Below are 13,187 nucleotides of genomic sequence, written 5' to 3' on the forward strand. Positions count from 1 at the left end.
CCACCACCTTCACCCCCCCGGCCCCCCACATGACCGAAAATACCCCCGCGCCCGCGCGGGGCGGTCACGCGTTGAACACCAGCGCGTGGTGGGGGGGGGGGGGGGGGGGGCCCCCGGCCGCCCGCCCCCCCGCCCCCCGGTCAGCTGGTGGGGAAGTTGTCGGCGGTGCTGATCCGGTTCTTGAGCAGCGCCCCCGATTCGGTCAGCACACCACTGCTGCTGTAGTCGCTGCCGTTGCAGGTGCCGGGCCTGAACGCCGCGCTGCTCTCGTCGGCGTCGGAGTAGGTCCAGTTCGCGTAGCCGATCTTCAGCTGGTCGAGCAGGTCCAGCCAGGCCGTGGTGCTCGCCCGGTCCATCGCTCCGCCGCCGGTGGCACTCACCGTGCCGAACTCGGTGACGAACAGCGGCAGCCGTGAGGCCGCCCGGCTCAGCGTGCTGCGGTAGTTGTCCTTGTGGCTCGCGGCGTAGAAGTGGAACGCGTACATGATGTTGGTGGCATTGACGGGATTGTTGACGACCTCGCTCTCGTCGGAGCCGTCCGAGACCCCCAGCGAGGACCAGCCGCGCGTGCCGACGATGATGACGGCGTCCGGGTCGGCGGCCCGGATCACCGGGATGACCTGTTCGGCATAGCTCTTGATGGCCGTCCAGCTCACGCCGTTGGGCTCGTTGGCGATCTCGTAGATCACGTTCTTCTTGTCGGCGTTGCGGGCCGCGACGGACGCGAAGAACGTCTTCGCGCGGCCGAGGTTGTAGTTCGGATCGCCCGGCGTCAGCGTGTGGAAATCGATCATCGCGTACATGCCGCGCGCCTCGGCCATGTCGACGAGGCCGTTGACGCGACTGGTGAAGCCCGCGGGGTCGGTCTCGTAGCCGCTCTCCTGCACGTACATGGCGACGCGCAGCAGGTCCGACTTCCAGTCCTTCGCCAGGGCGTCCACGGAGGCGCCGTTGTAGCACTTGCTGAACCACTGGATGCCGTGCGTGCTCATCCCGCGCAGCTGTACGGGGCGGTTGTACTGATTGCACAGGTTCACGCCGCAGACCCGGACCTGTCCGTTGACCTCCAGGGGGGTGCCGCCACCCGTGCCGGGCGGCGGGGTCTCATCGACGGAACCGGTACAGGCGACGCCGTTGAGCGTGAACGCCGTGGGCTTCGGGTTGGCGCCCGTGAAGGAGCCCGTGAATCCGACGTCGGCCGCCGCGCCGGTGGCAAGCGTGCGGTTCCAGTCGAGGCCGACGGTCGTGACCGCCGTACCGGACTGCGACCAGGTGGCGTTCCAGCCCTGGACGAGCTTCTGTCCCGCGTCCGGCATGGTGAACTTGAGCGTCCACCCGGATACGGGTTCACCCAGGTTGGTGATCTTCACTCCGGCCTGGAAGCCGCCCTGCCACTGGCTGGTGACCGTGTAGTCGACCTTGCATCCGGCGGCGGCCGCCGCCTGGGGGCTGAACAGGGCCGTGAGGCCCAGGATCGTCGCGCAGGCCGCCAGTAGAGCCAAAAGGCGTTTCACAGCATTCCTCCTCGTACGCAGTGGGAACGACACGCCGGCCGCGGCACGGGCCCGTGTCGGGGTTCGGCCGCTCATCGTCCTGATGCCGTTCCGCACGCCCGGTCGTTCAGCCTGAAGACCCGGGGGTCGTTCACGGGGCCGGTGGACCGGCCGTTGAAGCCGAACCGCACCGTCCCGCCGGGGGCGATGGCGATGTTCCAGTGCAGCGCATCGGCGGTGATGCCGGGACCGCTCTGCCGGACGTCGGCGCCCCACGTGTCGGTCACCCGCTGCCGGTCGGCGAACGTCCAGTCGAGCTTCCAGGGCCGGATGGTCTGTGCGCCGGTGTTCTTCACCACGACCTGAGTGGTGAAGCCGCCGTCCCAGCGCTGCGAGGTGTACGTGACCTCGCACCGGGCAGTGGCGGGGGCACCGCTGCCCAGATCGTCCACGTAGGACGCGACCCAGGCGAGCGGGGCGTTCCAGTTGACGGTGATCTCGTTCGTGGACCAGGACTCGATGTCGTCGATGTAGCACATCGACGGTGCGCAGCCCTGCAGCCGTGCTTGCGCGACCGGGTCCTGGATGGCGTCGTTCGGGCCGCCGGCCAGGGACCCCGGGGCGGGGTGCGGCAGGGCCGGGTCGAGCTGGTTGGCCCAGAACCGGTGGTGCTGGTTGCGCGAGTCCCGCTCGCCGTATCCGGTGACGTAGGACTGGTTCAGCGCGTTGCGGCCCAGCAGGTAGTCCAGTCCGCGCAGTACCGCGTCACGGTAGACGGTTCTGCCGGTCAGGTCGTGCGCCGAGCCGAGGACGACCATGTTGTTGGCGACCTGGCTGTTCGAGCCCCAGACGTAGTGCCCGTCCTCGGGCGCGTACGGCAGGCCGTACGCCTCCCGGGCCGAGTCGGCCGCGTATCCGTCGGCGGCCTCGGTCACCATGCCCCGCACCGTGGCGAGCTGCTCGGCGGACAGCTTGCTCGGCACGGACGCAAGGTTCAGGGCGCCGAGCCCGGCGGTCGCACCCCAGGACATGCCGCCGCCCGGGAAGACGGCGTCGGTGTCGCCGTGCAGCGGGGAGTTGAGGACTTCCTGGCGGTACGCGTCCTCGCCGGTGGTGAGGAACAGCTCCGCGGCCGCCCAGTAGAACTCGTCCCGCACGTCGTCGTCGTTGTAGGCGCCGCCGCCCGTCGCGTCCTGGGGGTCGGCGAGAACGTCCGGGTGGGCCTTGGCCGCCGTCCACGCGGACCGCGCGGCCGACCGGCACCGCGCGGCGAAGTCCGCGTCGTAGACCTGGAAGAGGCGGGCGCACTGGGCGGCGGTGGCAGCCAGGTTCAGGGTGGCGGCCGTGGTGGGCGGATGCAGTTCCCGGGGCTGGGGGTCGCGGTCCGGCCGGAGCGGCAGGCCGGTCCACGCCTTGTCGTGCAGCTTGTGGTGCGCCATGCCGGCCAGCGGCTTCCCCGCGGGCACCTGCATCCGCATCAGGAACTCCAGCTCCCAGCGGGCCTCGTCGAGGATGTCGGGAGTGGCGTTGCCGTGCTCCGGCAGACGGAGCCGGCCGTCACCGAGCGGCCCGGCGTCGGCGTTCTCCTCGTACAGGGTCCGTTCGAAGGTGGACATCAACTGGGCTACGGAAATACCGCCGTTGACGACGTACTTGCCGTGGTCACCGGCGTCGTACCAGCCGCCCGCCGCGTCGAGGCGGTAGTCGCAGACGCCCGGCTGGCAGGGCACGTCCTTGTCGCCCTGGTTGGGGCTCACGCCCAGGTGGCCGGCGGGCCGCGCGTACTGCTCGCCCACGATGTCCGCGTCGATCTCGATGCCGCTGCGGTTGTGGTAGAAGTACGCGAGCGCGTCGGTGCGCAGCGACGCGTAGAGGTCGTCGCCGATGGCGAACGGCTCACTCCTCTCGCCCGCGACCGTGACGGTGTAGCCCTCCCCCGGCGTGGTCACCGCGCTGAAGTCGAAGGTGTGGACGTTCTGCCGCGATGCGGTGTCCACGCTCGCGGGGGTGGTGGCGCCGCCTGCCAGGCGCGTCCCGTCGGCCGCGTCGAGCGTCCAGGCCAGCGGTCCGGTCTCCTCGGTGACGAACGTGCCGCCCTTGGGGCCGTGCGTCAGGTACCCGACCTGGTTGACCCTGACCGGCGATCCGGTGTCGGGTTCGTACGGCGGTGGCGCGGTCCCGCCGCGCAGCGAGACGTCGTCGACGCAGAAGGTGAGGGCCTCGGCGCTGCCCCCGATCTGGAACGCGAGCTGTGCGGCCTCGTGGTCGGCTCCGGCCGTGAAGGTCTCGGTGACGCGTTCGGGCGTCGTCCCGACCTGCTGCGCGGTGGCGAGTTCCGTGGTCCACGGTTCGGTCGCCATCTGCACGTTGGCACGGATGGTGACCGGCACGGTGGACGTCGCCGTGTAGCTCAGGGTGTATCCCTCGCCCGCCGTGAGGGCGAGCTGGTTCTGCCCCACGATGGCGTCCCATGCGTTGGCCGTGCCCGCGGGTACGTCGGCGCACAGGCGTCCGTCCGACACCGCGACGGGGCTGTTGGCCGTCGACCACCAGGGGGCGGTGCCGGCGGAGAAGTCCCCGTTGACGATGACCTCGGGGGCCTCGTCGGCGGGTTCGGCCGCACCCGCGGGTGCGGCGAGGCCGGCGGCCAGCATCCCGGCGGTGGCCGCCACGCCCAGTAACGCGCTCACGCGTCTGGAACGGCCCGGTTGACGGAACGTACGGGACAGGCGGGGAGAGAGAGGCTGATGTCGCGGCACACTGAAGTCCTTAGGGGAGGGGAAAGGCACGCAGTGACTGGAGCACCGGCATTGCGTCCGGTGGGGGCGGAACATAAGTGGGAGCGCTCCCAATCTCGTGCGTCGCGAGAGGCGCCGTCAAGCTGTTGGACAGCATTCACCGCTGCCGTGTTCTCGGGGACCGACCGCGCCCACGGGCCGTGGACCCCGTCCCGGGCCGCTGTCCGCACCCCCGGCACGAAGGCCGCCGCCCCGCGGCCGGCCGGGCGGACGAGGGCGGGGGCGGACCCTCACCGATCACTCGGCACGCGCCTGACCGGGGGATATACGGGTGCGGTCGCGGGAGGTTCCCGGAGGTCGGCGGGACATGCGGCCGGGCGCTCCTCGGGCCGTAGGATCGGGTGTTCTTGGGGGTGGGAACATGCTGAAGCGAAGTTCCGGCACACCGACGCTGGAGGAAGTGGCCGCCCTTGCCGGTGTGGGGCGGGGCACGGTCTCCCGGGTGATCAACAACGCGTCCGGAGTCAAGGCGTCCACACGCCGTGCCGTACAGCGCGCCATCGACGAGCTGGACTACGTGCCCAACGTGGCGGCGCGTTCACTGGCCGGGCGGCGCGCGGACGCCGTCGCGCTGGTGATGACGGAGACGGACTGGCGGCTGTTCGGTGAGCCGTTCTTCTCGGAGATCGTGCGGGCGGTCGGGGACGCCCTGACCGAGTCGGGCGTGCAGCTCCTGCTCACGCTCGTCCGCACCGACGCCGAGCGGCAGCGGCTCGTGGAGTTCGTACGCGGCGGCCGGGTCGACGGGGCTCTCCTGATGTCCGTACGGGCCGAGGACCGGCTGCCGGACATGCTCGCCGACGCGGGGCTGCCCACGGTGCTGCTGGGCAGGCGCTCGGGTGACGAGCGGGTGACCTACGTGGACGCGGACAACGCGGGCGGCGCGCGGGACGCGGTCGGCCATCTGGTGCGCGGCGGCCGGCGGACCATCGCCGCGATAGCGGGCCCGCCCGAGATGCACGTCGCCCAGTGCAGGCTGCGCGGTTACCGGGAAGCGCTGAAGGACGCCGGACTCCAGGAGGTGGCGTCCCTGGTCGCACAGGGCGACTTCACGGAGGCCAGCGGGAGGCGGGCGATGGCGGGGCTCCTCCAGCTGCACCCGGAGGTCGACGCCGTCTTTGCCGCGTCGGACAGCATGGCAGCCGGGGCACTCGCAGCCCTGCGGGCGGCGGGGCGCCGGGTGCCGCAGGACGTGGCGGTGGTCGGCTTCGACGACTTCGAGCTGGCCGAGCAGACCGAGCCTCCGCTGACGACCGTACGCCAGCCCATGGAGGAGATCGGCCGGACCATGGTGCGGCTCCTGCTGGAGGAGATGGAGCAGCCGAAGGTGGCGTGGCGTCATGTGATCCTGCGGACGCGGCTGGTGGTGCGCGAGTCGGCCTGATCCGCTCGCGTACGCGGCGGCGAAACCCGGGCACGGGGCGCACCGCAGGCCGGTCACCGCCGGCCCGATCCGCGCGCGTACGCGGCGGCGACCCGTCCCCGGGCGCACCTCACGCCGGTCACCGTGACGGCCGCGCACGGAAGATATCGGGAGCGCTCCCAGCCCGTGGACACGACGGGAGGGCGCCGTCGCATCTGCCTGCCACCGCTGACCTGCCTCTTCGCAATCCGTTCGTCACAGTGCGTCCCGATGGGTTGTCAGGAACACGGAGACGCTCCTACAGTCCCTAGAAACCAGTGGGTGGGAGCGCTCCCAGACGTACGCGAGCCGGCGCTCCGGATTCCCTGGACGCCCCATGAACGCCCCATCCGGTCACCCTCCCAGAGAGGCCCCGCATGAGAGCGCCACCGCAAGACCCATGCACGCGCGCACTCTCCGCGGCGGGCCTGGGCTGACCCGCACGATCCGGCGCCCACCGCGCCGCCCCGCACTCCGTATCCCGGAGCCGCACCGCCCCGCTGCTCCGCCGCACACCCGCCGCCCCGCGAGCGGCACCGAGCCGTGCCCAGCACCCGGGCCCAGGCGCCCGTGTCCAGCACCCCGCGTCCCGGAACCGCGCAACGTCGACTCCCACGGCACAGCGGCTGTGTCCGCGCAGGAGCCACGGCACCACCTGCCCCGGCCCGCACGCCCGAACTCCCCAAACCACGACGCACCGCCCTCCTGATCCAGGCACACCCCCCAGACTCCTCGCCCGTCGGTCGGGCGTCCTCCCCCGCACGGGGAGGGCTGCTCACCGGGCGGTGACCGCAGGAGACAGGCCCCACCGGAAGCCAATCCCCACACAGGCACAGGAGACACCATGGCTCGACGCAAGAAACAACTCGTTTCCCTGGCGGCGGTGCTCGCGACGCTGCTCAGCGGGATCGCCCTGACGCTGATGGGCCAGGGCAGCGCCCAGGCCCACGGCGTGACGATGACCCCGGGATCGCGCACCTACCTCTGCTGGCTGGACGCCAAGACCAGCACCGGCGCCCTGGACCCGACCAACCCCGCGTGCAAGGCCGCGCTCGCCGAGAGCGGCGCGACCGCGCTGTACAACTGGTTCGCCGTGCTCGACTCCAACGCGGGCGGACGGGGCGCGGGTTACGTCCCGGACGGAAAGCTGTGCAGCGCCGGTGACCGGTCGCCGTACAACTTCACCGGTTACAACGCCGCCCGGGCCGACTGGCCGCGCACGCACCTGACATCCGGGAAGACCATCCAGGTCAAGCACAGCAACTGGGCGGCACACCCGGGCTCGTTCCGGGTGTACCTGTCCAAGCCCGGCTACTCGCCCAGCACCGAGCTGGGCTGGGACGACCTGGATCTGATCGAGACCGTCACCAACCCGCCGCAGACAGGCTCGCCGGGCACGGACGGCGGCCACTACTACTGGAACCTGAACCTGCCTTCGGGCCGCTCGGGTGACGCGGTGATGTTCATCCAGTGGGTTCGCTCGGACAGCCAGGAGAACTTCTTCTCCTGCTCCGACGTCGTCTTCGACGGCGGCAACGGCGAGGTGACCGGCATCCGCGGCTCGGGCGGCACCCCGGACCCGACGCCGACCCCGGACCCCACACCCACTCCGGACCCGACGCCCACGCCGCCCGACCCGCACACCGGCTGCATGGCCGTCTACAGCGTGACCAACTCCTGGAGCGGCGGCTTCCAGGGCTCCGTCGAGGTCATGAACCACGGCACGACGGCGCGTGACGGCTGGGCCGTGAAGTGGACACCCGGCGCGGGCGCCCAGGTCAGCAGCGTGTGGAACGGCCAACTGGCCAGGGGGTCCGACGGCACGCTCACGGTCAGGAACCTCGACTACAACCGGACCATCCCGCCGGACGGCAGCGTCACCTTCGGGTTCACGGCGACGTCGACCGGCAACAACTTCCCGGTCGGCTCGATCGGCTGCGTCACCCCGTAGCCACTGGCACGAGCAGCGCCGGTTCCCGCATCGTGCGGGAACCGGCGCTGTCGTGTCTCAAGGCTCGTTCCCGGCCCGGCCGCCACCTGGCGCGGCACACGGTCCGAGCCCTTCAGCGCACGCGCCCTGCCCCAACTCCGCGTACAGTCCCAGGAGTTACCCGAATGCTCAGAAACGTTCAGGTGTTCTGGGCGATCACGCAATTTCGGTCACAAACCGCTTCCGTCAGCCGCCGACAACCGGTTCACTAGGTGTCACGCATGGTGATGCGAGCGGTCCTGACAGCTCGCGCGCACGGCTCCGACACCCCGGGCACCCGGCGGAGGGAAGTGGACGCGATGACGGTCTTACCTCGCACGGTGACCCTCTGGCCAGGGCTGACGCTCCTGGGGCACCCTCCCGCCGACGAGCCGGCTCCGATGCGTGAATTCGATCAATTCCCGGTTCGTATCGTTCATCCGCATCGTTTCGACGAGGGGCACCAATGAGCCAGATTGTGTTGCCGGTGTTTCATATGCCGTTCCAGAGCGCAGGGTGCAATCCAGGGATGGAGCAAACGAGGAAGGCCGCCTGGGAGTGGGCGGAATCCAATGATCTCCTGTTGTCTCCGGTGGCCAGGAAGAAGATGGTGCGGACACGGCCGGAACTCTGGATATCTCTCATCTTTCCGTCCGCCTCGCAGCAGCATCTCGACCTCTTCTGCCAATGGCTCTTCTGGGCCTTCCTGGTGGACGACGAGTTCGACGACGGACCCGCCGGGCGCGATCCGCGGATGTGCGAGGAGGCGATCGCCCGGCTCGTGGACGTGCTGGACGGCGCCGTGCCGCACGGACCGATGGAGCGCGCGCTCGACGGACTGCGGTGGCGCACCTGCCAGGGCCGGTCCCAGCGCTGGATCCGGCAGTTCCGCAGGGACACCGTCGCCTGGCTGTGGACGTACTACGCGGAGGCCGTGGAGCGGGCGGCGGGACAGGTGCCGAGCCGGGCCGACTTCGTGAAGCACCGCCGGGACTCGGTGGCGATGCAGCCCTTCCTCGACCTGCACGAGATCACCGCGGGAATCGATCTGCCGGACTCGGCCCGTAGCCTTCCCGCGTATATCGCGCTGCGTAACGCGGTGACCGATCATTCCGGTCTCTGCAACGACATCTGCTCCTTCGAGAAGGAAGCCCTGCTCGGATACGAGCACAACGCCGTCCGGCTCATTCAGCGGGACCGCAGATGCACACTCCAGGAAGCGGTCGACGAGGCGGGAATTCAGCTGGCCCGCATAGCCGAGCGCGTACAGCGGGCCGAAAAGGAACTTGCCGAGGAAATATACGCGGCGGGTATCGACGGCGGGACCAAGGCCGCTCTGGAACGCTGCGTCCAGGACTACCGCGGCCTGGTCCGGGGCGATTTCGACTACCACGCGCGCGCCGAGCGGTACACCCGCCCCGATCTGCTGGAACTCGACGAACGCGAAGTGATGTCGGGGTACTTCGCCGCCTGACGGCCGTCCGGCCGCAGCGTCGCCGCGAGGGACCGGTTCCGCCGGAGCCCTCGGGCGCCGTCGCGCGCGGAAGCGGGTACGTATGGAGTCACGACCGTCGTCCCGCGAAAGGCTGACGCGCACCATGCCCGAGACCCAGGTGGACATACCCCCGCAGGTCCTGACGGCCCACGGCGCCGTGCGCGGCGCGGTCGAGGGGGGTGTGAGGGTCTTCCGCGGCATTCCGTACGCGGCCGCGCCGGTGGGAGCCCGGCGCTTCCGGGCGCCGGAGCCGCCCGAGCCGTGGGACGGGGTGCGGGACGCCGTCGCGTTCGGCCCGACGGCACCCAAACGGGGGTACGCGCCGCCGCTGGACCGGCTGCTGCCGGACCCGGAGGTGGCGGGCGACGACTGCCTGAACCTGAATGTGTGGACGCCGTCGGCCGGCGCGTACGGACTTCCCGTCCTGGTCTGGATCCACGGCGGATCTCTGCTGCACGGCTCGTCGGCCGTGCCGGTGTACGACGGGACGGCGTTCGCCCGGGACGGGGTGATCCTCGTCTCGGTCAACTACCGCCTGGGCATCGAGGGGTTCGGTGTCCTCCCCGACGCGCCGCACAACCGGGGGCTGCTCGACCAGCTCGCGGCGCTGGAATGGGTACGGGACAACATCGCGGCGTTCGGCGGCGATCCGCACCGGGTGACGGTGGCCGGGGAGTCGGCCGGAGCCGTCTGCGTCGGCGCGCTCCTCGCGGCACCCCGGGCGGCGGGACTGTTCCGGCGCGCCGTGCTGCAGAGCGGTACGCCGACGGCCCTCTCCCCCGAGGCCGGGCGGCGCACGACGGAACTCGTCGCGGCGCGCCTGGGAGTTGCGGCGACAGCCGCCGCACTGGCCGGACAGGACCCGGAGAAGCTCCTGGACGCCCAGACGGAGATCACCGCGGGCGGCTCCCCGCTCACCGGCGGAAACCCCTTCCAGCTCGTGGTGGACGGCACGCTGCTGCCACGTGATCCGGCGGAGGCGCTGCGCGAGGGCGCCGGCCACGGCGTCGATCTGCTGATGGGGTCGAACAGCGAGGAGTACCGGCTCTGGTTCGTGCCCAGCGGGCTGACGACGAGGCTGGGGCGGGTCGGACTGCGCCTGGCGCTGCGGAAGTTCGGGGTACCGCGCGCCACACTGCGTACGTACCGCGGCAACCGCCCCCGGGCCACGCCCGGTGAACTGCTCGGCGCCCTCGCGACGGACCTGCTGCTACGGGTCCCGCTCAACCGGCTGGCCGACAGCCGGGTGGAGGCCCGTGCCGCCACGCGTCTCTACGAGTTCGGCTGGCCCTCGCCCGTGCAGGGTCTCGGCGCCTGCCACGCACTGGAGATCGGATTCGTCTTCGACACGCTGGACCGGCCGGGCACGGTGGCTCTGACGGGCCCCGGCGCCCCGCAGGAACTGGCCGACGCGATGCACGGTGCGTGGGTACGGTTCGCCGGGTCCGGCGACCCCGGCTGGCCGGCCTGGGACGCCACCCGGCCGGTGATGGTGTTCGGTCCCGGTGCGCCGGCGGTGGTCCTCGGCCCGCGGGAGGACGAACTGCGGAGCTGGGAGCCGTACCGCGGCTGACGGGGACGCACGCGACGTCGGGAGAGGACGCGACGGATGGGGCGGGCGCGTCCGGCGGCCCCCCGGCCCTGCGGCCGGGGGTCCCCCAGGCGGGTCAGGCCTTGTTCTGCGCGGCCCAGAACTCGTCGAAGGTGAGCAGGCCGTCACCGTTCGCGTCGTTCGAGTTGATGATCGCCTGTGCCACCGTCTCGGTGACGAACGGGTCGCCGAGCTGAGCCATCGCGCTCTTGTACTCGTTCGCCGTGATGAGGCCGTCGCCGTTCTGGTCGAACCGGTCGAATGCCTTGCGTGCCGACTCGATGTCCGCCACTGTTCCGCCCCTTCGTCATACGTCACTGCCGGGGGTCAGATTATCGGGCGTATTCGGGGGCCCGGGCGGCGGCCGGTGAACTCGGCGGAGAGGGTGCGGGCCACCGCCACGGTGGCGGCCACTCCGGCCGGTCCGCTCCCAGCCACGAGGTATCCGGTGGGCACGGGGGCGGCGCTCACTCCACCTCGCACCCGCACCGGATCTCCACATGAAGAGGCAATGAATTACACGACCGGCCCCATGGTTATGCACGAAAAGCCAGGTGGGTGACCCAAAGCACCTACGATTTATTCGCCAGATGGGCAGCTATGTACGCGATTGCCCGGATTGGGACTTTGGCACCAGGGGCACCGGTCTGCCATAGTCGGTGGCACGACCCCCATTGACCCGGGCCAGGTCGTCCACAGCGGCCGTGAACACACCCCCCATTTCACGGCCCCCCATAGAGGCCCCCGACGCGCCGCACAACGGCTGACCGGGGGCTTCTGTGCGTCCGGTCGCGTAGGCGGGGGGTCGAGCGGGTGCCGGGCAGGGGCCGGGGCCGGGCGAGGTCAGCGGTCGGAGATCCGCATTTCGAACCACGTGGTCTTGCCGCGCGGTAAGAGGTCCACGCCCCATCGGTCGGAGAGCTTGTCGACAAGGAAGAGCCCTCGCCCGCTGACATCCATCTCCCGGACCGGCATCAGACAGGGGAGCCCGCGGGAGGGGTCACGCACCTCGATCCTGATCCAGCCCCGGCGGCGCACCATCCGCAGACCGAAGACCCGGGCGCCGGTGTGGCGCACCGCGTTGCCGACCAGTTCCGAGACGAGCAGAACCGCGTGCTCGGCGATCAGCGGGGAGAGCGCCCACTGCCGCAGGACCACGCCCGCGGTGAGCCGGCGGGCGGTCGCCGCGGACTCCGGGCGCGAGGGCAACCGGACCTCGTCCTCCGTCGGATTCCCGAACAACTCCAGTGCCTTGAACGCCTGTTCGTCCTCACTGGTCGATGTCCAGCGTGCCGCGGTTGCGCTGCTGCGCGGTCGCGGCTGTTCCACACCCTCCAGGCCCGCCATGCCCACCATCATGGCCGCACGGAGTGGGTTCCGGGGCCGTTCCGGGGGAATCCCTCCCCCGGAATCAGGCATTCCGCAGACATGGGTAGGCATATGCCACTGGCAGAACGCGGCCCCGGACAGCCCGGCTGACCTGCGGAAACACCCTCCAGAAAGGTATGTGCCGGAGTCGGCGGACCGCCGGGCCTTAAGGTTGCCTTAAGGCCCAGCTAATCCGCCCGCACGGATGAACGCACGCCGCTCTGTACCCAACTGGCGTTCGGTCAGAGGAACTTGGCCTTGCCCGGCCCCTCCTCCACAAAGCTGCGCATTCCGCGCTCGCGGTCCTCGGTGGCGAACAGACCTGCGAACCAGTTCCGCTCGATCGTGAGCCCGGTGTCGATGTCGGTCTCCAGGCCCGCGTCCACGGACTCCTTGGCCGCGCGGAGCGCCAGCGCGGGCCCCTGGGCCAGCCGGGCGGCCCAGGCGTGCGCCTGCTCGTACACCTCGGCCGCGGGCACCACCCGGTCCACCAGACCCATCGTCAGGGCCTCCGCCGCCTTCACGTGACGGCCCGTGAAGATGAGGTCCTTGGCCCGGGAAGGGCCGACCAGCCGGGCGAGCCGCTGGGTGCCGCCCGCGCCGGGGATCAGACCGAGCAGGATCTCCGGCTGGCCGAGCCTCGCGTTGTCCCCGGCGATCCGGAAGTCGGCGCAGAGCGCCAGCTCGCAGCCACCGCCGAGCGCGTAACCGGTGACGGCGGCGACGACGGGCTTGGGAATGCGCGCGACGGCGGTGAAGGAGTCCTGCAGCGCCTTGGACCGCTTGACCATGGCGGTGTGGTCCATCGCCTGCATCTCCTTGATGTCCGCGCCCGCGGCGAACACCTTCTCACCGCCGTAGAGGATCACGGCCCGCACGTCATCGCGGCGGGTGGCCTCTTCGGCCAGCTCACGCAGACGGTCCTGGGTGGCGACGTCCAGGGCGTTCATCGGCGGGCGGTCCAGCCGGATCGTGCCGACGTTGTCGCTTACTTCGAGGGTTACGGTCATGGGAGGCAGGTTAACCGGCGCTAACGGCAGCGGGGCCGGTGCTGTTGGTCACAGCACCGGC

The 13,187-nt window shown here is 70.8% G+C and carries 9 protein-coding genes; 4 read left to right on the forward strand and 5 right to left on the reverse strand.

Features of this window, described 5'->3' with window-relative positions; genetic code table 11:
- Positions 1–140: 140 nt before the first annotated feature.
- Both AB0C82_RS01170 and AB0C82_RS01175 read right to left on the reverse strand, forming a co-directional pair.
- A complete protein-coding gene (locus tag AB0C82_RS01170) occupies positions 141–1,514 on the reverse strand; it encodes a cellulase family glycosylhydrolase (protein WP_362835028.1) in 1,374 nt (457 codons plus the stop codon).
- 71 nt (positions 1,515–1,585) lie between these two features.
- Entirely contained in the window at positions 1,586–4,147 is a 2,562-nt protein-coding gene (locus tag AB0C82_RS01175) for a glycoside hydrolase family 9 protein (protein ID WP_362836961.1), read from the reverse strand.
- A gap of 505 nt (positions 4,148–4,652) precedes the next feature.
- On the opposite strand from AB0C82_RS01175, the gene AB0C82_RS01180 reads away from it, so the two are divergent.
- The 4 genes from AB0C82_RS01180 (at position 4,653) to AB0C82_RS01195 (ending at position 10,730) form a co-directional block, all read left to right on the forward strand.
- Entirely contained in the window at positions 4,653–5,675 is a 1,023-nt protein-coding gene (locus tag AB0C82_RS01180) for a LacI family DNA-binding transcriptional regulator (RefSeq protein WP_362835030.1), read from the forward strand.
- Between the two features lie 862 nt (positions 5,676–6,537).
- On the forward strand, positions 6,538–7,644 hold the full coding sequence (locus AB0C82_RS01185; protein WP_362835032.1) for a lytic polysaccharide monooxygenase: 1,107 nt from the start codon (positions 6,538–6,540) through the stop codon (positions 7,642–7,644).
- A gap of 514 nt (positions 7,645–8,158) precedes the next feature.
- Positions 8,159–9,136 carry a terpene synthase family protein gene (locus AB0C82_RS01190; RefSeq protein WP_362836963.1) on the forward strand — a complete coding sequence of 326 codons (978 nt, stop codon included), beginning with the start codon at positions 8,159–8,161 and terminating at the stop codon, positions 9,134–9,136.
- A 124-nt stretch (positions 9,137–9,260) separates the two neighbouring features.
- Positions 9,261–10,730 carry a carboxylesterase family protein gene (locus tag AB0C82_RS01195; RefSeq protein ID WP_362835034.1) on the forward strand — a complete coding sequence of 490 codons (1,470 nt, stop codon included), beginning with the start codon at positions 9,261–9,263 and terminating at the stop codon, positions 10,728–10,730.
- Positions 10,731–10,824: 94 nt separating this feature from the next.
- Here the strand turns inward: AB0C82_RS01195 and AB0C82_RS01200 are convergent, their stop codons facing one another.
- From AB0C82_RS01200 to AB0C82_RS01210, 3 genes are all read right to left on the reverse strand, one after another.
- On the reverse strand, positions 10,825–11,040 hold the full coding sequence (locus tag AB0C82_RS01200) for an EF-hand domain-containing protein (RefSeq protein ID WP_185298361.1): 216 nt from the start codon (positions 11,038–11,040) through the stop codon (positions 10,825–10,827).
- A 551-nt stretch (positions 11,041–11,591) separates the two neighbouring features.
- Positions 11,592–12,107 carry an ATP-binding protein gene (locus AB0C82_RS01205; RefSeq protein ID WP_362835036.1) on the reverse strand — a complete coding sequence of 172 codons (516 nt, stop codon included), beginning with the start codon at positions 12,105–12,107 and terminating at the stop codon, positions 11,592–11,594.
- 251 nt (positions 12,108–12,358) lie between these two features.
- Entirely contained in the window at positions 12,359–13,126 is a 768-nt protein-coding gene (locus AB0C82_RS01210; protein WP_362835038.1) for an enoyl-CoA hydratase-related protein, read from the reverse strand.
- Between the last annotated feature and the right edge of the window lie 61 nt (positions 13,127–13,187).

It is taken from the genome of Streptomyces sp. NPDC048560, from assembly GCF_040650955.1.
GTDB lineage: Bacteria > Actinomycetota > Actinomycetes > Streptomycetales > Streptomycetaceae > Streptomyces.